General features: G+C 72.5%; 23 protein-coding genes. 11 read left to right on the top strand and 12 right to left on the bottom strand.

The window, feature by feature from the left end; all coding sequences use genetic code 11:
• The first annotated feature begins 92 nt into the window (after positions 1–92).
• From ACFY1H_RS39590 to ACFY1H_RS39570, 5 genes are read left to right on the top strand one after another with little or no spacing between them, the layout of a single operon-like run.
• A complete protein-coding gene (locus tag ACFY1H_RS39590) occupies positions 93–821 on the top strand; it encodes a hypothetical protein (RefSeq protein WP_386955259.1) in 729 nt (242 codons plus the stop codon).
• Entirely contained in the window at positions 818–1564 is a 747-nt protein-coding gene (locus ACFY1H_RS39585) for an amidohydrolase family protein (RefSeq protein WP_366581692.1), read from the top strand. The genes ACFY1H_RS39590 and ACFY1H_RS39585 overlap by 4 nt, the downstream gene beginning before the upstream one ends.
• Entirely contained in the window at positions 1561–2796 is a 1236-nt protein-coding gene (locus ACFY1H_RS39580) for an extracellular solute-binding protein (RefSeq protein WP_386955257.1), read from the top strand. The genes ACFY1H_RS39585 and ACFY1H_RS39580 overlap by 4 nt, the downstream gene beginning before the upstream one ends.
• Positions 2796–3611 carry a carbohydrate ABC transporter permease gene (locus ACFY1H_RS39575; RefSeq protein ID WP_386955256.1) on the top strand — a complete coding sequence of 272 codons (816 nt, stop codon included), beginning with the start codon at positions 2796–2798 and terminating at the stop codon, positions 3609–3611. The genes ACFY1H_RS39580 and ACFY1H_RS39575 overlap by 1 nt, the downstream gene beginning before the upstream one ends.
• Positions 3611–4414, top strand: a complete 804-nt coding sequence (locus ACFY1H_RS39570) for a carbohydrate ABC transporter permease (RefSeq protein ID WP_366581695.1) — start codon at positions 3611–3613, stop codon at positions 4412–4414. The genes ACFY1H_RS39575 and ACFY1H_RS39570 overlap by 1 nt, the downstream gene beginning before the upstream one ends.
• On the opposite strand, the gene ACFY1H_RS39565 is transcribed toward ACFY1H_RS39570, so the two are convergent.
• Positions 4395–7241 (bottom strand): BTAD domain-containing putative transcriptional regulator, encoded by a 2847-nt coding sequence (locus ACFY1H_RS39565; protein WP_386955254.1) that lies wholly within the window; start codon positions 7239–7241, stop codon positions 4395–4397. The two genes, ACFY1H_RS39570 and ACFY1H_RS39565, sit on opposite strands and share 20 nt — an antisense overlap.
• A gap of 317 nt (positions 7242–7558) precedes the next feature.
• On the opposite strand from ACFY1H_RS39565, the gene ACFY1H_RS39560 reads away from it, so the two are divergent.
• Both ACFY1H_RS39560 and ACFY1H_RS39555 read left to right on the top strand, forming a co-directional pair.
• Complete coding sequence (locus ACFY1H_RS39560) at positions 7559–8587, top strand: hypothetical protein (protein ID WP_386955252.1); 1029 nt, start codon at positions 7559–7561, stop codon at positions 8585–8587.
• A gap of 166 nt (positions 8588–8753) precedes the next feature.
• Entirely contained in the window at positions 8754–9221 is a 468-nt protein-coding gene (locus tag ACFY1H_RS39555; RefSeq protein WP_386955250.1) for a ricin-type beta-trefoil lectin domain protein, read from the top strand.
• Positions 9222–9325: 104 nt separating this feature from the next.
• Here the strand turns inward: ACFY1H_RS39555 and ACFY1H_RS39550 are convergent, their stop codons facing one another.
• The 5 genes from ACFY1H_RS39550 to ACFY1H_RS39530 all read right to left on the bottom strand — a co-directional run bounded on the left by ACFY1H_RS39550 (position 9326) and on the right by ACFY1H_RS39530 (position 13872).
• Positions 9326–10072, bottom strand: coding sequence for a hypothetical protein (locus tag ACFY1H_RS39550; RefSeq protein WP_386955248.1), 747 nt, complete (start codon positions 10070–10072; stop codon positions 9326–9328).
• On the bottom strand, positions 10065–10289 hold the full coding sequence (locus tag ACFY1H_RS39545) for a hypothetical protein (RefSeq protein WP_386955247.1): 225 nt from the start codon (positions 10287–10289) through the stop codon (positions 10065–10067). Before ACFY1H_RS39545 ends, ACFY1H_RS39550 begins: the two co-directional genes overlap by 8 nt.
• 111 nt (positions 10290–10400) lie before the next feature.
• Positions 10401–11900, bottom strand: coding sequence for an aldehyde dehydrogenase family protein (locus tag ACFY1H_RS39540; RefSeq protein WP_386955245.1), 1500 nt, complete (start codon positions 11898–11900; stop codon positions 10401–10403).
• The gene (locus ACFY1H_RS39535; protein WP_386955243.1) at positions 11897–12607 is read right to left on the bottom strand and encodes a class II aldolase/adducin family protein; all 711 of its coding nucleotides are present in this window, start codon (positions 12605–12607) and stop codon (positions 11897–11899) included. Before ACFY1H_RS39535 ends, ACFY1H_RS39540 begins: the two co-directional genes overlap by 4 nt.
• Positions 12604–13872: an MFS transporter gene (locus ACFY1H_RS39530; RefSeq protein ID WP_386955242.1), complete on the bottom strand. Its 1269-nt coding sequence runs from the start codon at positions 13870–13872 to the stop codon at positions 12604–12606. The genes ACFY1H_RS39535 and ACFY1H_RS39530 overlap by 4 nt, the downstream gene beginning before the upstream one ends.
• Before the next feature lie 126 nt (positions 13873–13998).
• On the opposite strand from ACFY1H_RS39530, the gene ACFY1H_RS39525 reads away from it, so the two are divergent.
• The 3 genes from ACFY1H_RS39525 to ACFY1H_RS39515 all read left to right on the top strand — a co-directional run bounded on the left by ACFY1H_RS39525 (position 13999) and on the right by ACFY1H_RS39515 (position 17487).
• Positions 13999–15633 carry an FAD-dependent monooxygenase gene (locus ACFY1H_RS39525; protein ID WP_386955240.1) on the top strand — a complete coding sequence of 545 codons (1635 nt, stop codon included), beginning with the start codon at positions 13999–14001 and terminating at the stop codon, positions 15631–15633.
• A gap of 65 nt (positions 15634–15698) precedes the next feature.
• Positions 15699–16631: a VOC family protein gene (locus ACFY1H_RS39520; RefSeq protein WP_366581705.1), complete on the top strand. Its 933-nt coding sequence runs from the start codon at positions 15699–15701 to the stop codon at positions 16629–16631.
• Between the two features lies 1 nt (position 16632).
• Positions 16633–17487 (top strand): fumarylacetoacetate hydrolase family protein, encoded by an 855-nt coding sequence (locus tag ACFY1H_RS39515; RefSeq protein ID WP_386955239.1) that lies wholly within the window; start codon positions 16633–16635, stop codon positions 17485–17487.
• 49 nt (positions 17488–17536) lie between these two features.
• On the opposite strand, the gene ACFY1H_RS39510 is transcribed toward ACFY1H_RS39515, so the two are convergent.
• From ACFY1H_RS39510 to ACFY1H_RS39485, 6 genes are all read right to left on the bottom strand, one after another.
• Complete coding sequence (locus ACFY1H_RS39510) at positions 17537–18331, bottom strand: IclR family transcriptional regulator (protein ID WP_366581707.1); 795 nt, start codon at positions 18329–18331, stop codon at positions 17537–17539.
• 64 nt (positions 18332–18395) lie between these two features.
• Entirely contained in the window at positions 18396–19859 is a 1464-nt protein-coding gene (locus ACFY1H_RS39505; protein ID WP_386955238.1) for an aldehyde dehydrogenase family protein, read from the bottom strand.
• 27 nt (positions 19860–19886) lie between these two features.
• Positions 19887–20996, bottom strand: a complete 1110-nt coding sequence (locus tag ACFY1H_RS39500; protein WP_386955236.1) for an iron-containing alcohol dehydrogenase family protein — start codon at positions 20994–20996, stop codon at positions 19887–19889.
• Positions 20993–21958: an amidohydrolase family protein gene (locus ACFY1H_RS39495; RefSeq protein WP_386955234.1), complete on the bottom strand. Its 966-nt coding sequence runs from the start codon at positions 21956–21958 to the stop codon at positions 20993–20995. Before ACFY1H_RS39495 ends, ACFY1H_RS39500 begins: the two co-directional genes overlap by 4 nt.
• A 5-nt stretch (positions 21959–21963) precedes the next feature.
• The gene (locus tag ACFY1H_RS39490; protein ID WP_386955232.1) at positions 21964–22917 is read right to left on the bottom strand and encodes an MBL fold metallo-hydrolase; all 954 of its coding nucleotides are present in this window, start codon (positions 22915–22917) and stop codon (positions 21964–21966) included.
• 25 nt (positions 22918–22942) lie between these two features.
• Positions 22943–24232 (bottom strand): MFS transporter, encoded by a 1290-nt coding sequence (locus ACFY1H_RS39485; protein WP_386955230.1) that lies wholly within the window; start codon positions 24230–24232, stop codon positions 22943–22945.
• A 198-nt stretch (positions 24233–24430) separates the two neighbouring features.
• Here ACFY1H_RS39485 and ACFY1H_RS39480 point away from each other — a divergent pair, with 198 nt between their 5' ends.
• Positions 24431–25543 (top strand): NAD(P)-dependent alcohol dehydrogenase, encoded by a 1113-nt coding sequence (locus ACFY1H_RS39480; protein ID WP_386955229.1) that lies wholly within the window; start codon positions 24431–24433, stop codon positions 25541–25543.
• Positions 25544–25673: the final 130 nt, after the last annotated feature.

Below are 25673 nucleotides of genomic sequence, written 5' to 3'. Positions count from 1 at the left end.
CCCGTGTGTAGTGATCTTGTAGCACCACGCAGGAGGCTGCCCCCATCCGCAACGGACGGGGAGCAAGCTTGAACCGATCGCCCTTACCCCCGGTGCCCGTCGAACGGCAGGAGATCGACCTCGATGTCGACGTGCTGTTCGGCGTGGTGCCGAGCCGCCGGCTCGACGCGTCGCTGGAGGCCGTGACCGCGCTTCACAAGAAACACCGGATCCGGCGCGGCCTCGTCTGCTCGTTGCGAGGCGCGTTGTTCGACGCCTGCACCGGCAACGACGAGATGCGCAAAGCCCGGGAACGAGCGGAGTTCGTCCCGGTCGGCGCCGTCGACGTGCGCGACGCGCTGACCGCGGAGACCGAGATCGAGCGGCTCGTCGAGTCCGGGGTGCGGCTGCTGCGGCTCTTCCCGCCGGAGCAGTGGGTCGAGGCGGACTCGCCGGGGCTGGCGCACCTCGTGGACGTCGCGGTCGGCCACGGGATGGTGCTCCTGACGAGCGGGGACCTCAGCAGCTTCTGGCGGCCGTTCGCCGGCCGCGGCGCGCGCGTGTGTTTCCTCGATGTACACGCCTACCGAGTGGCCGACTTCGTGGTGCTCGCCCGCCGCGAGCCGGGGTTCGTGGCCTCGACGCGGATGCTGTGCGGCCCCGACTCCATCGAGCGGATCGCGGGGGAGGTGGGCGCGCACCACCTGGCCTACGGGTCGCGCGCCCCGCTGCACGACGTCCTGCCCTCGGCGCTGCGGCTGCGCACGGCCGCGCTCGACGACCGGGAATGGCAGCAGGTGGCGGGCGGCACCGCTGCGGCGTGGCTGGTGGACCCGGCATGATCATCGATGTCCACGGCCACACCGGGCCCTGGTTCTTCAGCACGGAAGTGGGGAGCGTCGAGCTGAACCTCGCGTTGATGGACCGCTACGGCATCGACCGGCAGGTCGTCTCGGCGTCGGAGGCGGTCACCTACGACATGGTCTCCGGCAACCGGCGGCTGGCGGAGGTCCTCGAAACGCAGCCGCGCCTGCTCGGCTACGTCGTGGTGAACCCCAACGACCTCGCCGCCGCGGCGCGCGAGCTGGAGAAGTACCGGCCCACGGGAAGGTTCGTCGGGGTCAAGGTGCACACGACCTACCCGGGCCGGCCGCTGATGTCGCCGGCGGTCCGCGACGCGCTGGGGCTGGCCGCCGAGGCCGGGCTGCCGGTGCTGGTCCACACGTGGGACGAGACGGTGCTCGGACTGGTCGACGTGCTGGAGCGGTACCCGGACCTGCGCGTGATCGCCGGGCACATGGGCGGCCCGGCGTGGCGCACGGCCGTCGAGGCGGCCCGCCGCAGCGACCGGCTCTACCTCGAGCCGTGCTGCTCGATCACCGACCGCGGCCGGTTCCGCTACGCGCTGGACCGCGTTCCGCTCGGGCAGATGCTGTTCGGCACCGACAGCACCCTGGTCGATCCCGCCATCGCGATGGGCGTGGTGCTGGAGGCCGACCTCACCGACGACGAGTACGACCACGTGATGGGGCGCAACGCCGCCCGCCTCTTCGGCCTCGAGGCCGGGACGGACCCGGCCGCATGAGACCCGGCTCCACCAAAGCCGCCGCGGTGCTCGTGCTGACCGCCGCTTCCCTCGCGGCGTGCGGCGGGGACAGCGGCGACGCGGTGACGTTGTGGATGTACCCGGTCATCGACGATCAGGCGCAGAGCCGGGCTTTCTGGCAGAAGGTCGAGAGCGGCTTCGAACGCGAGTACGGCGTCGACCTCGACATCGAACTGGAGCCCTGGGCGGGCCGGGAGGAGAAGCTCGGCGCCGCGCTCATGGCGGGCGACGGCCCGGACGTCGTCCTGCTGCAGTCGGACATGATTCCCCAGTACGTCGCCGAGAAGACGCTGCAACCGGTCGACGACGTGCTCGCCGGCAGCGAACGTGCGTACTCGCCGCCGGTGCTCGACGCGCTGCGGGTGGCCGGGCAGTCCTACGGCGTGCCGCTGTACCGGACCGTGACGACCACCGTCTACAACCGGAAGCTGTTCGCGGACGCCGGAATCACCCGGCTCCCGCGGACGTGGGACGAGGTCGAGGCGGACGCGCCGAAGCTCGCCGCGCGCGGCGTCCCGATCGTCGACTACTCGGGTTCCACCGAGGAGCCGCTGAACCTCACCTTCTACCCGCTGCTGTGGCAGGCCGGCGGCCACGTGTTCACCGCAGACGGCACGAAAAGCGCGTTCGCGGGGGCGCAGGGCGTGTCGGCGCTGAAGTTCCTGGTCGGCCTCGAAGCCGTGCACGGCCTGCCGGACGACGTGGCGACCAAGCGCAGCGGCGTGGCCGAAGACGCCGTGGCCACGGGCCGGGCCGCGATGTCGCCCGCCATGACCGAGGCCGCGGCCCGCAACGTCATTGCCGCGATCGGCGCGCAGAACACCGTCGTCGGCGCACCACTGCGGGACCGCAGCGAGGTGACGTTCGGGACGCCCGGCGCGGTGTCGTTGCTGCGCGGCACGAAGAAGCCGGCCGAGGCACGGGAACTGCTCGCCTACCTGACGTCCCCGGCGCTGGTCGGCGAGCTCTGCGCCGACTCCGGCTTCTTCCCGCCCTGGCCCGACGCGTCGCCACCGGCGGGCGACGACGTGCACCGGAGCTTCGCCCGGGCATTGCCGTTCGCCTCGGCCGGCGACGCCCATCCCCAGGCCCGCAAGGTGATGGGCCTGCTCGCACCCCACCTGCAGGCCGCGTTGCTCGGCGAGAAGACCCCGGAGGCGGCGCTCGCCGACGCCGCCGAGGAGGTCGACGCGTTGCTCGGCAGCGGGTGATGGGGCGATGGCGGGAGTCGTTGACGGTGCTCGTCTTCCTGCTCCCCGTGCTGGTGCTGTTCGCCCTGTTCCGGTTCCTGCCGATGCTGGGCGCGGTGGGCTTGAGCGTGTCCGACTACCACCCGGGCGGCGGCTCGCGGTTCGTGGGCGCGGCGAACTTCGTCAGCCTCGCCCACGACGAGATCTTCCTGGGCAGCCTGCGCACCACGCTCGGCTACGTCGCCGTCTACGTGCCGCTCACCGTCGTGGTGGCGCTGGGCACCGCGGTCCTGCTGCACGCCGTGCCGTGGGGCCGCGGCCTGTTCCGCGCGGCGCTGTTCGCGCCGTACGCCACCAGCTTGGTGCTGAGCGGCGTCGTCTGGCGCTGGGTCCTCGAACCCACCGGGTTCCTGCAGCACCCGGCGCTGGTCCTGCCCACGCTGGCCGTGGTCGGCGTCTGGAAAGGCTTCGGGTACGCGATGCTGGTGCTGTTCGCGGGCATCCGGAACGTCCCCGCCGACTGCCTGGAGGCGGCGAAGGTGGACGGCGCCAGTGCGTGGCAACGCTTCCGCCACGTCCTGCTGCCCGCGCTGCGGCCGGCGGTGTTCTTCGTCGTCGTGGTGGAGACCATGGCCGCCTTCCAGGTGTTCGACACCGTGTACGTGATGACGGGCGGTGGCCCGGTGCGGGCCAGCTACACGCTCGCGTACGCGGTGTACGACTACGGGTTCCGGTACTTCGACGTCGGCGCCGCCGCCGCGATCGGGGTGGCGCTGTGGGCGATTGTGCTGCTGGTGTCGCTCACCCAGCGCCGGGCCTTCGAGCGGAACCCGTGATGCGCCGCGGAATCTGGCCGGTCGTCCTGCTGACCCTGTCCTCGCTGGTGGCGATCGGCCCCTTCGTGGTGATGCTGGTCGTCGCCCTTTCCCCGGGCAACGCGCCGACGATCCCGTACCGGCTGCCCACCTCGCTCACCCTCGACAACCTCGCCGAGGTGCTCTCGACCGAGAGCTTCCTGCGCTGGACGCTCACCACGGTCGTCTACTCGGTGGTGTCCGTGGTGGCCGTGCTGCTCTCGTCGTCGATGGCCGCGTACGTGTTCGCCAGGAAGCGGTTCGCCGGCCGCGAAGTGCTGCTGTGGTCGATGCTGTCGACGATGATGGTGCCGTTCCAGGCGCTGCTGATGCCGTCGCTGGTGGTGATCGCCCAGCTCGGCTGGTCCGACACCTACTGGGGCCTGATCGTCCCGACGCTGGCCAACGCCCAGGCCGTGCTGTTGCTGCGGCAGTTCATCCGGGCCCTGCCCGACGAGGTCTTCGACGCCGCGCGGGTCGACGGCGCCGGCGACTGGCGGGTGTACCTGAGCATCGTGCTGCCGTTGTGCCGTCCGGTGCTGGCCACGCTCGCCGTGTTCGTGTTCCTGTGGCACTGGAACGACTTCCTGTGGCCGCTGGTCGTCGGGCACTCCGACGCGATGCGCACCCTGACGGTCGGGCTGTCCACTTTGGAGTCCGGGAACCCGACCGCCGGCGAGCTGATGTCCGCCGCCACGATCACCGGGCTGCCGTGCCTGCTCGTCTTCGTGGTGCTGCAGCGGCACCTGACGAAGACGATCAGCTTCACCGGCCCGGGAGGCTGAGCCCGAGGTCGTTCAGCGCGGAGAGGGCGCGGGCGTTGTGCAGCGGCATGCTGAGCCGTTCGAACAGGCGCGAGGCCTCGTCGAAGCAGGCGGCGGCCTCGTCGAGGCGCTGGTTGCGGTGCGCCACCCAGCCGAGGCTGTACAGGGAACAGGCCTTGCCGACGCTCTCGTCCTCGGGGGAGAACACCGTCAGCGACTGGGCCATGAGCTGCGACGCCCGGTCCGCGTCGCCGTGTGCGGCGCAGGTGGCGGCGAGCACGTGCAGGGCCAGTGCTTCGTCCCGCGGGCAGGAGGCCGCGCGGAACAGCTCGACGGCTTCGACCAGCGCGCGCTCGGTCGGCTCGCGGTCGCCCCGGGCCTGGTGGTGCAGCCCGAGGCTGAACAACGCGCACGCCTGGCCGTAGCGGCTGCCCAGGCCGCGGAAGGTCGTCAGCGCGCGGTCGAGGCACTCGGCGGCCGCCTCGAGGTTTCCGCGGTTGCGGTGGACGATGCTCAGCGCCTGCAGGGCGAAGGCCTCGCCACTGGCGTCCGCGCACCGGCCGAAGGCGGCCCGCGCCTGCCCCAGCTCGGCCGCCGCTTCGTCGTGCTTGCCGTGGTAGAGGTGCACGCTGCCGAGGCCGAGGTTCGAGTAGGCGTGGCCCCGGATCTCGCCGATCTCGGCGAAGATTCCCCTTGCCTGCTCGAAGTGCTCGCTCGCCTCGCCGTAGCGGTCCCGGTAGAACGCCAGCGCGCCGAGGCCCTGGTGCAGGATCGCCCGGCTGCGCCGCGCCCCGGTGGCCACGGCCGCCGCCAGCGCGAGCTCGTGGGTGTGCCGCCACAGGTCGTAGTGGCTGCGCAGGTCGAACAAGGTGGTCAGCGCGCAGGCGAGGTCGCACGCCAGGGCCGTCATCTCCAGCGCGAGAGCCTGGTCGACCACGGCGACGAGCGCGTCCCGCTCGGCGTCCAGCCACACGAGGGGATCGGCCGGCAGCCCCTCGGCCGTCGGCGGCCGCCCGGGCGTGAGCTGAACCTTGAGGAACCGGCACGGCAGACCCGCCTCCGCGCGCACCGCCCGGTCCAGCCAGGCGCCGAACGCCCGGCGCAGCGCGGCGGTCCGGTCGGCGGGCGACTCGACGGCGTTGGCGCGTTCGCGGGCGAACACCCGCAGCAGGTCGTGGAAGCGGTAGCGACCCTGACCGGCCGGGTCGGTGCCGGCGAGCTCGACCAGATGGACGTCGGCGAGGCCGTCGATGATGTCTTCGGCGGCCGACAGGTCCACCTCCAGCAGCGCGGCGACCACCCAGGCGGGGAAATCGGGCACGTCGAGCAGGCCCAGCAGCCGGAACGCCCGCTGCTGCACCTCGTCCAGCCCCTCGTAGCTCCACGCCAGGCTGGCGCGCGCTTCGAGGTCGTCGATGCGCAGCTCGTTGAGCCGGGTGCCCTCGTCGGCCAAACGGTCCGCCAGCCGTCCGACCGTCCACTGGCCGCGGCGGGCCAGCCGGGACGCGGCGATGCGCAGAGCCAGCGGGAGGTTGCCGCAGTAGCGCGCCACCGCGGCCGTGGCGTCCGGCTCCGCGCTCATGCGCGCCGGGCCGGCGATCGACGACAGCAGCCGCACCGAGTCCTGGGGGCCGAGCACGTCGAGGTGCACCGTCCGCGCGCCCACCAGCTGCACGCGGCTCGTGACGAGCACGGCGGACCCGGCCGAACCCGGGAGCAGGGGGCGGACCTGGGCCATGCTCGTGACGTCGTCGAGCACGATCAGCACCGGCCGCGCGGCCAGCTGGGACCGGTACAGCGCGGCGCGGGCCTCGAAGTCCTCCGGCACCGCGTGGGGGTGCACGCCGAACGCGACGAGCAGGTTCGCGAGCACCGTCGCGGGTTCCTGCGGCGCCGATCCGGCACCGCCCAGCCGGACGTAGAGCTGACCGCCGGCGAAGTGCTCGCCGACCTCGTGCGCCACCCGGATCGCCAGCGCGGTCTTGCCGACGCCCGCCTTGCCGGTGATGGCGGCCACCGCCGACCTCGACGGCCGGATCAGCAGGCCGCACAGCTCGGCCGTTTCGGCCGCCCGCCCGGTGAAGTCGTCGATGTCGGGTGGCAGCTGCATCGGCCGCACGCTGTGGTCGGCCTCGGCCGGCTCACCGCTGAGGATCACCTGGTGCAGCTCCTGGACCGGGCCGCACGGCTCGACGCCGAGCGCGTCGACGAGCACCTCGCGCAGCGCGTGGTACGTCTCCAGGGCTTCGGCGCGCCGGCCCGCCCGGTGCTGGGCGAGCATCAACCGCTGCCACAAGCCTTCCCGCAACGGCAGCTGCCGCACCAGCGCCGCCAGCTCGGGGATGAGGGTGCTGTACTGGCCGACTGCCAGGCGCGCGTCAGCGAAGTCTTCGCGGGCCGCGGCGGCCGTCTGCTCCAGCCGCACCTTCTCGGCTTCCAGCCACCCGGCGCAGGGAACGTCTTCCAGCGGGTCGCCGCGCCACGTTGTCCACGCGTCCTCCCACACCGCCACGGCCTTGACGGTGTCGCCGGAGGCCAGCGTCGTGCGCGCTTCCTCGGCCGCCGCCTGGAAAACGTGGCTGTCCAGCTGGTCGGGCTCGACGAGCAACCGGTACCCGCCACCGTCGGTGACCAGCAGGTCCCGAAGGCCGATCTCGGCGAGGTCGCGCCGCAGGCGGCTCACGTAGGTGTGCACGTTCGCGACGGCCGAGTTCGGGGGACACTCGCCCCACATCGCCTCGACGAGACCGGTGAGACCGACCGGCTGACGGGTACGCACCAGCAGCGCGGCGAGCAGCGCCCGCTGCCGCGGCCCCGCGGACTTCAACGGCCGGCCGGCGTTCGTCACGCACAGCGGGCCCAAGATCCCGAACCTCGCGGTGTTTCCCACAGCTCCCCGCCCAAGCTGAGCAAACGACAACGCAGCGTAGCAGAGAAGGCACCCGCAGCGCTCGTCCTCCGGCGCTGCTCTGTAGGCGACGTGTAGGGGCTGTGTAGGGGCGGCTGTCTAGATTCCTCCGGGCTCACGAACGCGGCCACCTCGCGTCGGCTCTTCGTGACCCAGTGGTTCCGGTGCGGGTGGTGGGCCGTCGACGAGGGGGACGGTCCGCCACCCGCCCGTGTCGAGCAACCGGGAAGGCCACGGCCTTGGCCTCGGAGGAACGCATGAGAATCCGCGCACAGCGGGCCCGGTCCGCTGCCGCCGTCGTGGCCGTGGCGCTGACCCTGACCGGGCTCGGTGCCGTCCCTGCGGTCGCCGCGCCCGCCGCGACCAGCCAGGACTTCGGCCCGACGGTCATCACCGGCGTGCCCCATGCACCCGACCTGCAGGCGAAGCCGCCCGAGAAGCCGACCCAGAAGGTCGTGCCGCTGGCCACCATCAGCACGCAGCTCGACGCCGGCGCGACCGCCTACGTCTACTCGGAGCTGCGCGCCTGGAACGCCGACCAGGCGAACCTCATCGACAACGAGATCCGGTGCTCCGGCGCGGGCGCGTCGAACGTCGTGATGGGGGAGAACGTCCTCCGGGCCACCAACCCGAACCCGGCGCTGCGCGACATCACGATCGTCAACCGGTTCCTCGTCACTGCGTCGACGACCGGCGCCCTGAACTGCACGCTGTACCTGCGGACGGCGTCGACCTCGCCGTCGGTGGCCCAGGAGACCGTGGCGGGAACCCTGCGGTTCGCCTCGACCGCCGTCGGCGGCGACGTGAACGGCACGGCCATGCAGCGGTCGCTGCCGGCCGGGAACCTGCCCGTCACCACGAGCACCGTCGCCCCGATCGTCAACGCGACGATGCCCGCGGGCTACCGGAACCTCGCCGTCATCGCGGACGTCGAGTACCACCGCGGCCCCGAGCCGACCCCGGACAGCAAGATCCACTACTCCACCGCCCGCTTCACCCTCACCGTCACCACCTCCGGCGGCCCGAACTGCGCGAGCGCACCCGTCGCCCAGACCGAGGAAACCGTGGTGCGGGGCGTCAACCACGCCGCCATCCCGCTCTACACCAAGGTGCCCGTCAACCCCGGCTGCACACAGCTCAGCGCCAAAGTGACGACCACTCACCTGGGCGGCAACCCCGGCACCATCGGCGGCGCGGCCCCCGGCCTCACCGACCAAACCGGCGTCAACGGCTCGACACCCAACCACACCTCGGCGATGACGCACCTGTTCGTGGTGCCCAGCTGATCGCGGCCGGATGAATTGCGGGGCCCGAGGAGTTTCTCGGGCCCCGCAGTTTTTTGTGTAGTTGTTTCGGGAATTGACTGTAGAACGCGTGTAGTGGGTTTGTAGAACGGGTCGGTAATTTTCTTTCCGGACCGGGAAACATTCACGACCGCAAGGGGATCGCATCATGGAATTCCGGGGAAACCTCACTCGAATCGCCGCCGCGGGCGCGGCCGTCTCTTTCGGCTCGGCCCTCCTGATCGCCGGCGCGACCTCCGCCGAGGCCGCGGGAAACTACCAGTTGATCAACGGAAACAGCAGCAACTCCTGCCTGCAGGTCAACGTCTCCGGCGGCAAGGGAAACCTCGTCCTCGGTACCTGCGACCGCAGCGCGAAACAGGTGTGGCGCGTCGCCGGCGGAATCTTCAGCAACCCGGCCTCGGGCCAGTGCCTCGACGGAAACGGCACCGACGTCTACACCTACCCGTGCAACGGTGGCGCCTACCAGAAATGGACCACCACCGGCAGCGGCCCGACCTCCATCCGCCACACGCAAAGCGGCAAATACCTGGACGCCGGCGGCAAAGTCGGCGCCCAGGTCGTCTTCCAGTCCACCGTCGGCTTGGCGTCCCGCTGGGTGATCGACCCCGTGTGACGCGTGGCGGCCCGGCCCCGCGGCCTGCCGGTCGCGGGGCCGGACCCTTTCTCGGAACAGGAATACCAGGTGCGCGCGGAACGACACGCCACCGGCGAAGGACGCTAGTGTTGAATGCTCTCCGCGACGCGGGCCAATTCGTTCACCGGGAGCGCCCTCCCGGTGAACGTGTTGTAGACCAGCGAATACACCGCGAACTCGAACCCGTCCGCCGTCCAGACCAGCCCGACCGAGGACCCGCTGCGTCGCACTTGCGCGCCCATGCGCCCGACGCGGCTCGTCCTGTCGGCAGGCCAGGCGAGAACTCCACTACCGGGTAGGGCTTGGGTCACCAACAACTCGTCGCCGCGACCACCGCCGTGCGTGTAGACGCGGCACCACGCAACGGGGGCTTGAGGGCCGATCGGCGGCGCGGAGCTTTGCGCGTCGAACTGATCGCGGTCGAATCGAAAACCGGCGGGAACGTAGGCGATCGCCGCGAGTTCCGCACCGTCGAAGTACTTGATCGGCGCTCCCGTCGAACGGTCGGTCAGCGCGCGGCCGGCGAGCGGTCGCGTGAGGGTCGCGGTCTCGATGACCGCGGCCAGGATCTGGGAACAGGGCGGTGCCGCGCTGTCGCGGTCCTCGACCGCGCCCAACGACACCGTGTCGTTGTTTTCCCGTGCTTCCAGGCGAATCGACCCACAACCTCCGCCTTCCAGCTGCACGGTGATCTTAGTGCCCGCGGGGTCAACCAAAGCTTGATGAATCGGACGGTAGGCCGGCGTGCCGCACCCGCTCAGGCTCGTCGCGACCACAACTGCACCCACGAGCAGAGGCAGGGCACGACTTCTGCGGACATCGTCACGCATTGAAAACCTCCGCGAGTATCGGGTCGGCCCATGCGCTTCGAGTGTCGACCAGGCGCTGCCACCCTATCTCGGCGGCCGTGACATTTTTGCCGAACCGCACAGATCTCTCGCGGCCGCTGGCCGGCGCCGGGTACGTCGTCGGTCCGAAGTCGACGAGCGCCTGCAATACCGCTGCCCGCGGGTTTTCGGCCGGGTGCGAAGTGGGGTTGGAAGCCATCAAGGTGTCCGCCACCGACGCGCGGCGTGCGTGCGCGTTGGGTGCGCAGTGAACTGACACGTGGCCGGCCCGGGAACGGGCCGGCCACAGTCCCTCCGAAGGCCCCGCTGCTCACCGGTACACGACATGCACCGCCTTGGTTTCGGTGAAGCTCACGAGTTCCTCGACGCACTCTTCGCGGCCGATGCCGGAGGACTTGAAGCCGCCGAAGGGGGTGCCGACGTAGTGGCGGGAGGAGCCGTTGATCCAGACGTAGCCGGCTTCCACGGCGGCGGCGACGCGGTGGGCGCGGCGGACGTCGTCGGTCCAGACGGCGGCGGTGAGGCCGTATTCGACGCCGTTGGCGATCGCCACGGCTTCGTCCTCGGTGTCGAACTCGAGGACGGACAGCAGCGGGCCGAAGACTTCCTCCTGGGCGACCCGCATGTCGGGGGTGACGCCGGTGAACACCGTGGGTGGCACGATCAGAGCCTTCCCGACGCCCTCGGCCGGGGCGCCGCCGGCGACCGCGGTGGCGCCGTCCGCGCGGGCGATGTCCACGTAGCGCAAAACCTTGGCGTGCTGCTCCTGCGACACCAGTGCGCCGACGTCCGTGGCTTCGTCGAAGGGGTCGCCGATGCGCAGTTCGCCGATCAGCCGGACGATTTCGGCCACGACCCGCTCGCGCAGGCTGTGGTGCACGACGAGCCGGGACGTCGAGCCGCACGACTGGCCGGACCACGAGAAGTTCATCCCGCGCACGGCAGACTCCGCGACGGCGATCGGGTCGGCGTCGGGGAAGGCGATCAGGGCGTTCTTGCCGCCGAGTTCCAGGCTGACGTCCTTCACACCGGTCTGCGCGGCGGCTTCCTGGATCTTGCGGCCGGTCGCGGCGCTGCCGATGAACGCGATGCGCCGCGCGTGGGGGTTGCGCACGATCGCGTCGCCGGTGGCGGGACCGGCGCCGGTCAGGATCGACACCACGCCCGCCGGCACGAGGTCGGCGATGAGCTCACCCAGCCGCAGCGCGGACAGGGGCGCCTGGTGCGGCGGCTTCAGCAGGACGCAGTTGCCCGCGACCAGCGGCGCGGCGATCTTGCCCGCGGCGAACATGATCGGGTGGTTGTAGGGCACGATCCGCGCGACGACGCCGATCGGCTGCAGCGTCGTGTAGTGCACGGCGCCTTCCGACGCCGGGATGGTCTGGCCCGTCAGGGCGTGCGCCGAGTCGGCGAAGAAGTCCAGCATCGCCGCGCCCGCAAAGGCGTCGGAGCGGGAGAGGCGGATGATGTTGCCGCCGTCCAAGGTGTCGAGGGCGCCCAGCTCGTCCGCGTGCGCCCGGACCCGGTTCGCGATCTCCCGGACGACGGCGACGCGTTCGGGCAACGGCGTGGCGGCCCAGGCCGGGAAAGCGGCTCGGGCCGCTCGCACAGCCGCGTCGACGTCGGCGGCGTCAGCGTCCGGCACGGTCGCGATGACCTCGCCGGTCACGGGCGACGGGTTGGCGAAGGTCGCACCGGAACGTGCGGGCACCAGTTCGCCGCCGACGAGCAGCCGCCAGTCGTGGGCGCGCGTCGACTCGGTCAGCTCCTCGGCTCGTCGCGCGGCGGGCGCGAGAACGGTCTCGGTCATCGGGTTTCCTCCAAGGGTTCGTCGGTGGCGCCGGCCGTGCGCAGCAAGTACTGCCAGCCGGCTTCGATCTGGGTGGGGTTCCAGCACTCGGCCCGTTTCGCCGCGCACTCCGCGGCGTCGGACCAGCCCCGCAGCTCACCCGCGGCCATCGCGGTGAGCTGGGTGCGGCACGCCCGGTCGAGCAGCACCGCGTGCATCACGGCTTCGGCGACGGTGGCGCCGACGGCGACCAGGCCGTGGCGTGGGAGCAGGAGCGCCCTGGCGTCCGCGAGCGCGCCGGCGACCGCCTCGCCGAGCCCGGCGCTGCGGATCAGGCCGCCGGTCCCGGAAAACCGGGGCACGTCGGGCTCGCTGAACAGGACCCCGTCGTGGTCGAGCGCGCGCAGCGGCACGCCGAGTGCCGCGAAGGCGGTGGCCGCGCGCGGGTGGGTGTGGACGACGCAACCGACGTCGGGGCGGGCTCGCAGGATCTCCGTGTGGATGGGGTACTCGATGTGCCGCTTTCCCGTGCCGTCGAGGACTTCGCCCTGAGGCGAGACCAGCACCACGCGGTCGCGGGTGATCTCCTCGAACCCCCAGCCCGACGCCTTCGTCCAGACGCCCCGCCCGGCCGGGTCCCGCAGGGCCGCGTGACCCCACACGAGGTCGCCCTGGCCCGCGGCGGCGAGCGCGTGGTGGGCGAGCACCACCGCTTCGGCGGGGTTCACGACCGCGCCTCGGCGAGTGCCGGCTCCACGACCGGGCCGGTGTGCCGGCCCTGCGCGGCCAGCATGGCCATCACCAGGGCAGCGACCAGGGCACTGGCGGCGAAGGCGAAGAAGACGCCCCGCGGCCCGAGCCCGGCGGCGAGGATGGCGCCGCCGAGCGCGGGCGCGAGCACCGCACCGGCCCGGCCGGTCCCGTTGGCCCAGCCGACGGCCGACGCGCGCATCCGGGTCGGGTACGAGTCGGCGACCGACGCCAGGATCAGCGTGAGTGCCGTCTGCGTGCTCGCCCCGATCACCGTGATCGTCGCCAGCAACGTGCCGGTCTGCTGCGGCCCCGCGGCGCAGACGAGGATGCCCGCCGCCGTCAGCGCACCGCAGACCGCGGCGACGACCCGCAGTCCCCAGCGGTGGGCGGCCAGCACCAGCACCAGCGAACCGGCGATGGCTCCGGCGTTGAGGCACAACGAAAACGTCAGCGCCGAGCCCAGCGGGTAGTGCAGCTCCCGCATCAGCGTCGTGAGCCAGGTGTTGAGCCCGTACCAGGTGAGCATGTTGGCGAACGTGGCCACGGCGAACAGCACGGTCAGCAGGGCGCGGCGTTCGCGGAACAGCGCGGCGAACGTGGTGACGGCGGACGGCCGTGGCGCGGCGACGGTGTCCTGCCGGGTCCCGAAGCCCGCCGATTCGGGCAGCCACACCAGTGACAAGACCAGGATCAGCAGTGAGATCGCCGCGCCGACGAGGAACATCAGCCGCCAGCCGTGCGTGCCCAGCAAGCCGATGCCGAGCAGGGACGCGGCGGTGCCGCCGAGGGGAATGCCCGCCATCAGGATGGTGACGACGAGCCCGGTGCGGCGGCCGGGGCTGTACTCCTTGACCAGCGCGACCGCGGCGGGGATCACCGCCCCCATGCCGACACCGGTGAGCAGCCGCGCGCCGCCGAGCTGCCACGGCGCTTGGGCGAGCGCGCTCGCCGCGGTCCAGAGCGTGAACCACGCGACGGACGCGTTGACGAAGTTCCGGCGCCCGACCCGGTCGCAGACGGGGCCGCCGGCGAGGGCGCCCACCAGCATGCCCAGGTACACCAGGCTGCCGATCGAGCCCGCACTCGTGCTGGTCAGGTGCCAACCCGGCTCGGCGACGAGCTTCGGCAGCAGGGCGCCGTAGACGATCAGGTCGTAGCCCTCGGCCACGACGATCAGGGCGCCGAGCACCACCACCTGCCACGAGCCGGCCGCGGCGGCCCCGGGTCTCGGTTCTGTCATCACGAACCCCTCTCCGCTGAGTCCCTCGGACAGTAGTGTCCCTAAATTCGAGACACAAGTCCTTGTTTGTAGGACAAGCTCTGCTACCGTCATCTCGACGACAGCGAGACCGGACGGAGGTGGCCCGTGGTGACACGGACCTGGGAGACACCGATCACGACCGACGTGGTGGTCGTCGGGGCAGGCCCCGTGGGGATGACGGCTGCCGCCCTCCTGGCCGCCCGCGGAGTCGGCGTGACGGTGCTGGAGCGCAACGCGTCGACGAGCGACGAGCCCAAGGCGATCAGCATCGACGACGAGGCGCTGCGCACCTTCCAGGCGGCGGGGCTGGGCACTCGGCTCGAGCGGATCATCGTGCCGGGCACCGGCACCCGGTACTACGACGCGGCGGGCCGCGCCGTCTTCCAGGCCCGCTCCGGCTGGCCCTACCGGCTCGGGCACCCGTTCAAGAACCCGTTCGCCCAGCCCGACCTGGAGCGCGAGCTCGCCGAGCACCTGCGGGACCGCGCCGAGGTGACGCTGCGGATGAGCACCGACGTCGTCTCGCTCGACCAGGACCCCGCCGGGGTCACCCTCGCCACCGCGGACGGCGAGACCTTTCGCGCGCGCTACGTGCTGGGCTGCGACGGCGGCCGTTCGACGGTGCGGGAGCAGTCGGGCGTCCGGATGTCGGGGCGGAGCTTCGACGACGTATGGCTGGTCGTGGACGTGCTCGGCGACTCGCACGACGAGCGCTACGGCATGCACCACGGCGATCCGGCGCGGCCCACGGTCATCGTGCCCGGCCGTGGCGGCCGGTGCCGCTACGAGTTCCTCCTGCACGAAGGCGAGGGCGAGGCGGGCGCCCGGCCGCCGTTCGAGCTGATCGCCCGGCTGCTGCGCCCCCACCGCCGGATCACCGCCGACCAGGTCGAACGCTGCGTCGCCTACAAGTTCCACGCCCTGGTCGCCGAGCGGTTCGCGCACGGCCGGGTGTTCCTGCTGGGCGACGCGGCGCACATGATGCCGCCGTTCGCCGGACAGGGCCTGAACTCCGGCATCCGGGACGCGGCCAACCTGACCTGGAAGATCGCGGATGTGCTGGCCGGGCGGCTCGACGGGACGGCGCTCGCCACCTACGACACCGAACGCCGTCCGCATTCGCGGGCCACCGTCGCGCTTTCGGTGCGGCTGGGCCGGATCGTCATGACCACCGACGCCCGTCTCGCCGAGCGGCGCGACCGCGTCGTCGAGCGGATCCTGCGGGAACCGGAAGGCCGTGCCTACTTCGAGGAGATGCGGTACCGGCCCGCTCTGCGCTACCTCGACGGGCTGGTCGTGCCCGCACCGGCGAACGGCCCGGCCGCCGGCGTGCCGTTCGGCCAGCCGCGGGTGTACGACACCGGGACCGGGCGCACCCGGATGTTCGACGACGTGCTCGGCTCCGGCTGGGCCCTGCTCGGCGTCGACGTGCCCGCGGCCGTGCTCGCCGGCGCGGCGGCGCAGATCTGGCCGCTCGAACCGGTGGTCGCGCTCGTTCCCGGGGACGACCGGCTGCCCCGCGAGACCGGGGGAGTGCGAGTGCTGGTCGACCTCGACGGCGCCCTCGACCGGGAAGCCGAGCCCTACCTCGGACGCGTCGTGCTGCTGCGGCCCGACCGCTTCGTGGCGGCCACCTGGTCAGCCGCCGAGGTTTCCGCCGGCAGCCCCGGGGCCGGTCTGGCCGCGCTGCACGCCACCGCGCGTGAGCCCGCCGGCGCGCCCCTGCCCGCGGCCGGATGAACCACCTGCCGCTTCGAACCAGCCCGGCCCGCCTGCGGTGCCGGCGGCCCACGAGAGGAATCGAGATGACCACACCGACCAGGACAACGTTCGCGGAGGGGGCCGCCGCGGGCAGCCTCCGGCGCACCGCCACGTCGCACCTCGGGCTGCGCGTGCCCGACGTCGCGGCCGCCGCCGAATTCTATGGCCGCATCCTCGGCCTGCTCCCGTACGGCGAACTGCCCGACGGCGGCGCACGGCTGGGCTGGGGCAGCGGGCACCACGTGCTCGACCTGCGCCCGGGCGAGCCGGCCGTAGACCACATCGCCTTCGAGGTGCGCGACGAGGGTGGCCTCGACGCTCTGGAGAAGCGGCTGCGCGAGGCGGGTGCCGCGGTGCGCCCGCTCGACGGCGATCTGCTCGACGAGGCCGAGCCCGGCACCGCCGGGTTCGCGACCACCGACCCCGACGGCCTCACCGCGCACTTCCACGGTCCGGTCCGCCGCGCGGGCGAGCACGGCGCCGACACGGGCCGGCGCCCGGTCAAGTACCAGCACGTCACCCTGGCGACCGGCGACGTCGCGCGCAAGGTCGCCTTCTACACCGACGTGTGCGGTTTCCGGATCTCCGACCAGCTCGCCGACGGCCGCTTCGCCTGGCTGCGCAGCGACCGCGACCACCACACGCTGGCGGTCGTGGCGTCCCCTTCGGACACCGGGCTGGACCACTACTCCTACGACCTCGCGGAGTGGGAGGACTTCAAGACCTGGTGCGACCGGCTCACCGAGGAGGGGGTCGACGTCACCTGGGGCCCGGGCCGGCACGGTCCCGGCAACAACCTGTTCGTCTTCTTCGACGACCCCGCGGGGCACCACATCGAGCTGTCCGCGGAGATGGAGAAGTTCCACGACGACCGGGTGACCTACGGCGCGCCGCGCCGCTGGGAACCCGTCCCCGCCAGCGTGAACCTGTGGGGCGGGCAGCTCGCGAAGTGGCGCAAGACCTCGGAGGGAAACTGACATGCGGTACGTGACGTTCGAACACGCCGGCACGCGCCGGATCGGCCGGGTCGACGGCGACCTCGTCCAGGCGCTGGCCGGGCCCGCCGAGCTCGGCCGGGACACGCCGGCCGACGTCCTCGCGACGCTGCGTCCGGAGGGCGGGCCCGTCGCCCTCGCCGACGTCCGGCTCCTGCCGGTGGTCCCGCACCCGGACAAGATCTTCTGCGTCGGGCTCAACTACCACGCGCACGTGGGGGAGACCGGCCGCGACCTGCCGACCTACCCGGTCCTGTTCACGAAGTTCGCCGGCAGCCTCGTGGGCGCTTCCGACGACATCGTGCTGCCGCCGGAAGCGCAGCAGGTGGACTACGAAGCCGAGCTGGTCGTGGTGATCGGCAAGGCAGGCCGCCGGATCTCCCGGGAAGCGGCGCTCGAGCACGTGCTCGGCTACACGGTCGCGAACGACGTGACGATGCGCGACTACCAGTACAAGACGCACCAGTGGCTGCAGGGCAAGGCCTGGGACCGGTCCACGCCGCTCGGGCCCGAGCTGGTCACGCCGGACGAGGCCGACGTCTCGGCCGCCCCGGTGTCGACCGTGCTGAACGGGGTGACGCTGCAGTCGTCGGACACCTCGAAGCTCATCTTCGACATCCCGACGCTGGTGGCCACCGTCTCGGAGTTCACCGAGCTGCTGCCCGGCGACCTGATCCTCACCGGCACCCCCGGCGGGGTCGGGTACCGCCGAGACCCCCAGGTGTTCCTGCACGACGGCGACGAGGTCGTCGTCGAGGTGGGCGGGGTCGGGAAGCTGGTCAACCGCGTGCGCGCGGAGGTCGCGCAGGTGCCGGTCCCCGCGGCCGTGCGGAATTGACACCCGACAGCTGAGCCGGGCCGGGCAGGTGCGTCACGCCCGGCCCGGCTCAGCCGTCGGCGGCGGACAGGCGGTTGCTGATCGTCTGCGCGGCGCGGCAGACCTCGGTGCGGATCTCGTCTTCGCCTTGACGGGAGACCCGCGAGGCCACGGCCGCCACGCTCACCGCCGCGACCACGCGCTGCTCGCCGTCCCGGATCGGGGCGGCGACGCCGAGGACGTCGTGGTCGAGCTCGGAGCGGGTGATGGAGTAACCGTCGGCGCGGATCTGCTCCAGCCGCGCCATCAGGTCGTCGACCTCGGTCAGGGTGGCCGCGGTGAAGCGCTGCAGCCGGGAGCCTTCCAGCAGGGCCCGGGCTTCGGCGGGGTCGGTCCAGGCGAGCAGCACCAGCGCCGAGGCGCCGGCGTTCACCGGCAGCGTGCTGCCGCGCTCGTAGGAGATCCGCACCCGGTGGGTCTGGGACTCGGCGCGGTCGAGGCACACGACCAGATCACCGACGCGGCGGGTGAGCAGCACGGTTTCGTTGACCGACTCGGCGAGCCCGGTGAGCACCGGCATCGCGATCTCGGACAGGCCGTAGGTCCGCCGCGCCAGCCGGGCCAGTTCGAGCAGCCGCAGCCCGAGCCGGAAGCCGCCGCCCGGAGCTTCCTCGAGGTAGCGGTTCGCGACGAGCGTCTGGATGTAGCGGTACCCGGTCGACCGGGCGACCCCCAGCTGCGCCGCGACTTGCGTGCCGGTGATCACGGGCGTGTCGTCCCCGAACATGCCGAGGATCTCGAGGGCGCGGTCCGCCGTGGAGTTCCGCTCCCGGTAGCCGTTCGATCGCGACTGCTGTCCTGACATACGGGAATCCTAGCGGTTACGTGGCCGGCCCGTCACCACCGGCCCGGCGGGTCCGGCGGTTTTCTCAGAACGGGTATCGCGGAGGCCGCCCGCGCACGGTGACCCATTGCTGCTCGGTGAAGGCTTCCAGATTCGCCGCCGTGCCGCCGTGGCGGGCGCCGGTGCCGGACTCGGCGACCCCTCCGAACGGCGCGGTGGCCTCGTCGTTGACCGTCTGGTCGTTGATGTGGGCCAAGCCGCTGGGAATCCGCTCCGCCAGCGCCATGCCCTTGGCCACGTCGCGGGTGAGGATACCCAGGGAGAGGCCGTATTCGGTGCCGGCGGCCAGCCGGGCGGCCTCGTCGAGGTCGGCGAACGCCACGACCGGGGCCACGGGACCGAAGACTTCCCCGGCGTACGCGGGTGCCGACAGCGGAACGTCGGCCAGCACGGTCGGCCGGTAGAACAGGTCCTCGTAGGTGCCCCCGGCCAGGAGCCGGGCCCCGGCGCCGATGCTGTCGGTCACGATCCGGTGGATCCCGTCGCGCTGCCCGGCATCGATGATCGGTCCCACCGCGACGGGGCCGCGCGGGTCGCCGACCGCCAGCTTGTCGGCGTGCTCGGCCAGCAGCTCCGCGTAGCGCTCGGCCACCGAGGCGTGCACCAGGTGCCGGCCACTGGCCATGCAGATCTGGCCCGCGTGGTGGAAGGTGCCGAACGCGCCGGCCGACGCGGCGAGGTCGAGGTCGGCGTCGTCCAGCACGATCAGTGCGGAGTTGCCGCCGAGTTCCAGGTGCACGCGCTTGAGCTGCCGGGCGGCCGCGAGTGCGATGGCCTTGCCCGCGCGGGTCGAGCCGGTGAACGCGATCACCCGGATCTGCGGTGCCTCGACCACGGCGGCGCCCGCGTCGGCGCCCCCGGGCAGGACGTGCAGCAGCCCTTCGGGCAGGCCCGCCTCTTCGAAGATCCGCGCGAGCACGACCCCGCCGCACACGGCGGTGCGCGGATCGGGCTTGAGCACCACGGCGTTCCCGAGCGCGAGCGCCGGTGCCACGGCGCGCATGGCCAGCACCACCGGGGCGTTGAACGGGGAGATCACCCCGACGACCCCGACCGGCAGCCGCCGCGAGAACGAGAACCGGTCCTGGTGCGAGCGCAGGACTTCCCCGTAGGGCGCGGCGGCGAGCGCCGCGGCCGCGTGGCACTCCTCGGCCCCGCCCTCGATCGTCTGGACGCCGGCGAACGCCCGCACGGCGCCCGACTCGCGCACCAGCCAGGTTTCGATTTCCTCGCGGTGGTCCTCGAAAAGCCGGCCCGCGCGCCGCAGCACCGCCGCCCGGTCCTGATAGGGCAGCGCCGCCCAGGTCCGCTGAGCCTGCGCCGCCCGCGCAGCGGCTCGGTGCACGTCGGCGGCGGACGCCGCGCCGACGTGGCCCAGCACCGCACCGGTGGCGGGCTCGACCGAAGGGATTTCCCCGTTCTCGCCGGGAATCCAGCCGCCGGAGAAGATCCGGCCGGTCCAGCGGGAAGTCTCGAGCAAGTCCGTCATGACGTCCTTTCCCTTGTGCGGCCCGGCTCAGAGTTCGGCGCCGGCGGCGGCGAGCAGTCCGAGCAGCTGCTCGTCGGAGGATTCGCGGACGTTGTTCGCCCGGAACGGATGCCCGGTGCTCGCGGTGACCATCGCCTCCGCCTCGGCCCGCCCCACGGAGCCGGGGGAGAACCGCTCCGCGAACCCGACCGTCTCGTAGAGCCGCGGCAGCTCCGTGACCAGTTCCGTGACCGCCCGCGGGGAGAACCCGGAGTTGAAGCGGGCCACGTGCGGGAGCAGCACTCCGTTCTGGAGGCCGTGGGGCAGGTGCACCGAAGGAGCGGTGGACAGGGCGTGCACGAGGGTCAGACCGCTGTTGCCGCAAGCCATGTTGGCCGCGCAGGCCGCCTCCAGCAGCGACTGCAGCACGTCGTCGTTGCCGCCTTCCGCGTTGCGGCCGGACGCGGCTCCGTCCACTGCGGACGCGAGCAGGTCGAGCACGTCGCGCGCCGCCGCGATCCCGAGCGCGCGGGTGAACGACGAACCTCGCCGCGCCCATTGGGCCTCCAGTCCGTGGGAGAGCGCGTCCAGGCCCGCGTACAACATCGGGGCCTGCGGCAGCCCACGAAGCACGGTGCCGTCGAGCAGAGCGGTGCGCGGCTCGCACCCGGGCGAGCGCACCACGAGCTCCTCGGGGCGGCCGGCCTCGTGCAGCACCAGAACCTGCGACACCTCGCTGCCGCTGCCCGCGGTCGTCGGCACCGCGAGCGTGGGCGCGGGGGTGAGCGGAACCCGGCCGACGCCGGCGTACCGGTCGATCGGCTCGTCGTTGGTGAGCCGGATGGCGACCGCCTTCGCCGCGCCGAGTGCGCTGCCGCCGCCTACCGCGACCACGCTGTCACAACGGTGCCGCCGCGCGGTTTCCGCGGCCCGCTCGGCCTCGGCGACGTCCGGATCGGGGTCGATCGCCACGGTCACACCGATCAGCCCGGCGTCGACCGGGCGCAGCACCGTCGCCAGCAGGCCCGCGTCGATCACGCCCCGGTCGGCGACCACCGCCACCCGGCGGGCGCCGAGGGCCGCGAGCTCGTCGGGGAGCAGCGCAAGGCTGCCCAGGCCGCTGACGACGCGGGTGGTCACGCTGAACGTCGGGATCATGACGGCACTCCTGCTTCCCGGGCGCGCCGGGAGAACAGCGCTTCCGCGTTGGCCGAGTCGATCTTCGCCCGCAGGGGCCCGTCGAGCTGGTCGGTGGTGTCGAGCCGCTCGGCGAGCCGCGCGCAGGCGTCGGGTGGGGTGAACGGGTAGTCGCTGCCGTAGTGGATCCGGTCCGGGTCCGCGACCGACAGCAAGGCGTCGAGCATCTCCCGGACGGGAGCTCCGGCGAGGTCGAAGTGCAGTGCGCGCAACGCGTCCCGCATGCTCGGCGGGGTCGCTCCGCCTTCGGCCAGCAGGGGCAGCAGCAGCTCGATCCGGTTGGCGAGGATCGGCAGCGCGGCGCCCGCGTGCGGCACGATGACCCGGAGGTCTTCGTGGCGTCGCAGCACACCGGACAGCACCAGGTCGGTGATCGAGCGCGTGGTCTCGAACAGGAACTCCAGCATGGGCCGCGGGTAGCCCAGCGCGAGGTGCCCGGCCTCGTACGGCGTCGTGGGGTGCACGAACACGGGCACGCGCCTTTCGGCGGCGAGCGCGTACAGCGGCTCCAGCGCCGGGTTGCCGAGGTACTGGCCGTGGGCGTTGGTCTCCAGGACGATCCCGTCGGCGCCGAGGCGGCCCAGCGAGTGGTGCGCCTCGGCGACCGCCGCGTCGACGTCCGGCAGGGGCACCGACGCGAACCAGCCGAACCGGCCGGGGTGCCGGGCGGCGAGCTCGGCGGCTTCCTCGTTGCAGCGCCGGGCGAGCCCGGCGGCCGCCGCGTCGTCGCCGAAGTGCACCCCCGGCGAGGAGATGGACAGGTAGGACCGCGAGACCCGGAGCCGGTCCATCGTCTGCAACGCCTCCTCGGCGCTCCACTCCGGGATCGCCTTGATCCCGTCGGGCCGGGCGTGCCCGGCCGCGACGAGGGCCTCGCGGTAGAAGCCGGGCACGAAGTGCGCGTGGACGTCGATCCTGCTCATCGCGGTCACCGCCCCGGCGTCACGACGTCGGCGGTCACCGGCAGCGCCCGTTCGAGCTCGCTGGGCAGCCAGGTGTAGCCGTCGCGATCGCGGCGCAGGTGACCCAGCCCCGGGAACGGGAAGTGGTAACCCAGCACGGCGTGCCGGCCCTCGTCGACCAGCTCGTAGATCCGCCGCCGCTGCGCGGTGGCGCCGGGGCCGTCGAAGTCGAACTGGAACGCCCAGTCCGGCCGTTGCAGCAGCAGGACCTGGTGGTGGCACAGATCGCCCCAGCACACCATCGTCTCGTCGCCGCTGGTGATCGTGTACACGACGTGCCCGGGGCTGTGGCCGGGCGTGGCGACGGCGCGGATGCCCGTGGCCACCTCGTCGCCGTCCTCGACCCAGCGGATCCGGCCGGCCTCGGCGTAGGGCATCAGGTTCTTGTGCGCGCCGCGGAAGTGGTCCTTGCGGTGCTCGTCGGGCGCCGAGCCGACCTTGCCGAGATCGGTCCAGTGGTCGAACTCGGCTTTGCTGATGGCGAGGACCGCGTTGGGATAGACGGGGCGGCCGTCCGGATCGACGAGCCCCCACGCGTGGTCGGGGTGGGCGTGGGTGAGGGCGATGACGTCGATGTCGGCGGGGTCGATGCCCGCCTCGCGCATCGCCGGCACGGCGTGTCCGGTGCGCGGTCCGAAGAACCCGCGCCCCAGCGCCGGATCGGTGCCGACGCCGGTGTCGAACTGAACCAGTTCCGAGCCGGTGTCGACGATCAGGATGTTCTCGTTGAGCCGCACGTCTTCGGGCGAGAGGTGGTGGTCGGTCAGCAGCGCGTCGACCTCGGCGGGGTCGGCGGCGGGGAAGTTGCCGCGCGCGGGGCCCATCTCGAGCATGCCGTCGCTGACGACGGTGCATTCGAAGCCGCCGAAGCGGAACCGGGCGTAGGGCGCGGGGCGGTCGGTGGACGGGTGGGTGCTCATGTCTCGGTCTCCTCGGACGGACGGGTCAGTGGGCGACGGGCAGGGGCGGGCGGGCGGCGGACCCCGCCGCGCGGGCGAAGACGGTGATCACCACGAGCGCGAGCAACGCGGAGGCGCCGTAGAGGGCGAAGACACCGTAGGGACCGGATCCGGCGAGCACCGTCCCGCCGAGCACGGGACCGAGCGCGCCGAAGTACGACATGCCGTTCGTCCAGCCCATGGCGGTGCCGCGGGCGGAGGCGGGGAAGAGGTTGCTCACCGCGGCGTTGACCAGGTTCGCGGTGGAGTGCCCGCCGACGCCCATCAGGAAGATGCAGGCGTACAACACCGGGAGGGAACGGCCCCCGACCAGGACCCCGGCGAGCCCCACGACGGTCGCGGCAGCGGTCACGGCGCCGACCTTGAGCGGGCCCCACCGGTCGGCCCAGCCGGCCGTGCCGAGCGAGCCGATGATGGCGCCCGCCGTCAGCGTGAGGGAGAAGGCCAGCGCCGAGGTCAGCGGGTACTGCAGGGCGCTCATCGTGCCGACCAGCCACACGTTGAGGCCGAACCAGGTGAACATGTTGGGAATGGCGACCGCGGCGGCGAGCACCGCGAACAGGACGCCCCGGCCGGAGAACACGGCCCGCAAGGTGGAGCCGCGCCGGTGGTCTCCGGACTCGCGGCCGGCCGCGGTGCGCCGGGGCTCCAGCCGGAACGCGGCGGCGACCACGAGGATCACCAGCGTCAGCACCGCGCCGAACTGGAACATCGGGCGCCATCCGAAGGCCGGCATGATCCCGATGCCGAGCAGCGCGGCGAGGGTGCCGCCGATCGGGATCCCGGCCATCGTCACGTTCACGACGAGACCGACCCGGTGCGCGGGGGCGTGGCCGCGGGCGATGGCCAGCGCTGTGACGACCGCGCCGCCGACCCCGAGTCCGGAGACCAGCCGGGCGATGCCGAGCCCGCTGCCCGAGCCGGCCGAGCCCGCCGCGAGCAGACCCGCGCCGAACACCGTGATGCAGACCAGCAGCACGGGCTGGCGGCCGATGCGGTCGCCGAGCACGCCGGCGCCGAACGCGCCGAAGAACATGCCGACGTACACGAGACTCCCGACGACACCGGCCGACGCGGGCGTGAGCCCGAGCGAGCCGTCGGCCAGCAGCAGCGGCACGACGGAGCCGTACACGATCAGGCTGTAGCCCTCCATGATCGTGACGACGGTGCAGATGAGGACGGCCACGGCCGTGCCGGCTTCCGGGCGTGTGCGCCGCTCGCTGGGCGGGGCGGGCGCGGGGGCTCCGGCGAGCGGAGATCGGGCGGGTACGGCCATCGTGGCCTCCGGGGATTCACAGGCCCTGGCGCGCGTGCTCGGCGTCGAGGCGGCGGGTAGTGGGTGCTGGGGGAAGCCTTCAGACCATCGCATCCTATTTTTTGATGGTCAAGACCTGTTTTTTAGGACACCATCGGGGTTACTGTGGCCGCACACTGTCGACGCGGCCAGAGGAGCCAGGATGAGTGAGGACGACCGATGAGCGCCACGACGGCCGCGGTGGTCAGCGAGCAGGGCGGCGCCTTCGAGCTCGCCGAGGTGCAGCTCGCACCGCCGCGTTCCGAAGAGGTGCGGGTCCGGTTGGTGGCAACCGGTGTGTGCCACACCGATTTGAGCGTCGTCGCCGGGGTCACGCCGTTCCCGCTGCCCGGGGTGCTCGGGCACGAGGGCGTGGGCGTGGTGGTCGAGACGGGGGAGCGGGTCACGCGCACCCGGCCCGGCGACCGGGTCCTGCTGACGTTCACGTCCTGCGGTCGTTGTCCGGCTTGCCGGGACGGGCATCCTGCCTACTGCGACGACCACCTGTCGCTGAACCTGCTCGGCGGGAGGCGGGCCGACGGGTCGGCGACGGTCCGCCGGGGCGAGACCGAGCTCAACGCCCATTTCTTCGGCCAGTCCTCGTTCTCGCGCGAGGTGCTGGCGGACGAGCGGGGCGTGGTGGTGCTCCCCGCCGACCTCGCCGAGGCGGACCTGCCCGTGCTCGCCCCGCTCGGCTGCGGCGTGCAGACGGGCGCCGGCGCCGTGCTCAACGTGCTCCGCCCCCGTCCCGGAGCGACGCTCGTCGTCGCGGGTGCGGGCGCGGTCGGCCTGTCCGCGGTCATGGCGGCCCGGATGACGGCGGTGTCCCGGATCATCGTGGTCGACCGGCTGCCGGAGCGGCTGGAGCTCGCGCTCGAACTGGGGGCCACCGACGTCGTCGACACCCGCGGGCGTGACCTCGGCGAGGACGTGCGCGCCCTCACCGGTGGCCGCGGAGCCGACCACGTCGTCGAGACGACGGGTGTGGTGCCGGTGCTGGACGAGCTCGTCGGGGCGCTGGCCGTCGGCGGCTGCTGCGCCGTCGTCGGCGCGCCCCGCACCGGCAGCCGCGGCAGCTTCGACGTCCCGAGGCTGCTGCCGGGACGCACGATCCGCGGCGTGACCCTCGGCGACAGCGAGCCGGAGACGTTCGTCCCGTTCCTCGTGGACGCCTACCGCCGCGGCGTGCTGCCGCTGGACCGCATCCAGCGCCGCTACCGGTTCGAGGACATCAACCAGGCCGCCGCCGACGCCGCGTCCGGGAAGACGGTCAAACCGGTTCTGGTGTTCTGACCGTGCTGCCGCGGGGCCGCCCGGAACGCTGTGCGAAATGGGCCTTTTCACCCGCCCTGGCCGGATAGGGTGTGCCCATGACTGAGTCGAGACGGGCCGGCGACACCGCGGAAAAGCTGGCCCGCGCGCT

The sequence above is a fragment of the Amycolatopsis sp. NPDC001319 genome, from assembly GCF_042896185.1.
In the GTDB taxonomy this organism is placed as follows: domain Bacteria; phylum Actinomycetota; class Actinomycetes; order Mycobacteriales; family Pseudonocardiaceae; genus Amycolatopsis.
The sequence above is the reverse complement of the archived record's forward strand: the minus strand, read 5'-3'. Positions and strand labels throughout refer to the sequence as shown.

What these genes read in the sequence shown, in the direction of transcription:
- ACFY1H_RS39560 (WP_386955252.1), top strand. Translation starts at nt 7,559, where the DNA reads ATGAGAATCCGCGCACAGCGGGCCCGGTCCGCTGCCGCCGTCGTGGCC.
- ACFY1H_RS39555 (WP_386955250.1), top strand. Translation starts at nt 8,754, where the DNA reads ATGGAATTCCGGGGAAACCTCACTCGAATCGCCGCCGCGGGCGCGGCC.
- ACFY1H_RS39550 (WP_386955248.1), bottom strand. Translation starts at nt 10,072, where the DNA reads ATGCGTGACGATGTCCGCAGAAGTCGTGCCCTGCCTCTGCTCGTGGGT.
- ACFY1H_RS39505 (WP_386955238.1), bottom strand. Translation starts at nt 19,859, where the DNA reads ATGACGGACTTGCTCGAGACTTCCCGCTGGACCGGCCGGATCTTCTCC.
- ACFY1H_RS39490 (WP_386955232.1), bottom strand. Translation starts at nt 22,917, where the DNA reads ATGAGCACCCACCCGTCCACCGACCGCCCCGCGCCCTACGCCCGGTTC.
- ACFY1H_RS39500 (WP_386955236.1), bottom strand. Translation starts at nt 20,996, where the DNA reads ATGATCCCGACGTTCAGCGTGACCACCCGCGTCGTCAGCGGCCTGGGC.
- ACFY1H_RS39585 (WP_366581692.1), top strand. Translation starts at nt 818, where the DNA reads ATGATCATCGATGTCCACGGCCACACCGGGCCCTGGTTCTTCAGCACG.
- ACFY1H_RS39570 (WP_366581695.1), top strand. Translation starts at nt 3,611, where the DNA reads ATGCGCCGCGGAATCTGGCCGGTCGTCCTGCTGACCCTGTCCTCGCTG.
- ACFY1H_RS39575 (WP_386955256.1), top strand. Translation starts at nt 2,796, where the DNA reads ATGGGGCGATGGCGGGAGTCGTTGACGGTGCTCGTCTTCCTGCTCCCC.
- ACFY1H_RS39580 (WP_386955257.1), top strand. Translation starts at nt 1,561, where the DNA reads ATGAGACCCGGCTCCACCAAAGCCGCCGCGGTGCTCGTGCTGACCGCC.
- ACFY1H_RS39520 (WP_366581705.1), top strand. Translation starts at nt 15,699, where the DNA reads ATGACCACACCGACCAGGACAACGTTCGCGGAGGGGGCCGCCGCGGGC.
- ACFY1H_RS39480 (WP_386955229.1), top strand. Translation starts at nt 24,431, where the DNA reads ATGAGCGCCACGACGGCCGCGGTGGTCAGCGAGCAGGGCGGCGCCTTC.
- ACFY1H_RS39530 (WP_386955242.1), bottom strand. Translation starts at nt 13,872, where the DNA reads ATGACAGAACCGAGACCCGGGGCCGCCGCGGCCGGCTCGTGGCAGGTG.
- ACFY1H_RS39540 (WP_386955245.1), bottom strand. Translation starts at nt 11,900, where the DNA reads ATGACCGAGACCGTTCTCGCGCCCGCCGCGCGACGAGCCGAGGAGCTG.
- ACFY1H_RS39545 (WP_386955247.1), bottom strand. Translation starts at nt 10,289, where the DNA reads ATGGCTTCCAACCCCACTTCGCACCCGGCCGAAAACCCGCGGGCAGCG.
- ACFY1H_RS39515 (WP_386955239.1), top strand. Translation starts at nt 16,633, where the DNA reads ATGCGGTACGTGACGTTCGAACACGCCGGCACGCGCCGGATCGGCCGG.
- ACFY1H_RS39485 (WP_386955230.1), bottom strand. Translation starts at nt 24,232, where the DNA reads ATGGCCGTACCCGCCCGATCTCCGCTCGCCGGAGCCCCCGCGCCCGCC.
- ACFY1H_RS39495 (WP_386955234.1), bottom strand. Translation starts at nt 21,958, where the DNA reads ATGAGCAGGATCGACGTCCACGCGCACTTCGTGCCCGGCTTCTACCGC.
- ACFY1H_RS39510 (WP_366581707.1), bottom strand. Translation starts at nt 18,331, where the DNA reads ATGTCAGGACAGCAGTCGCGATCGAACGGCTACCGGGAGCGGAACTCC.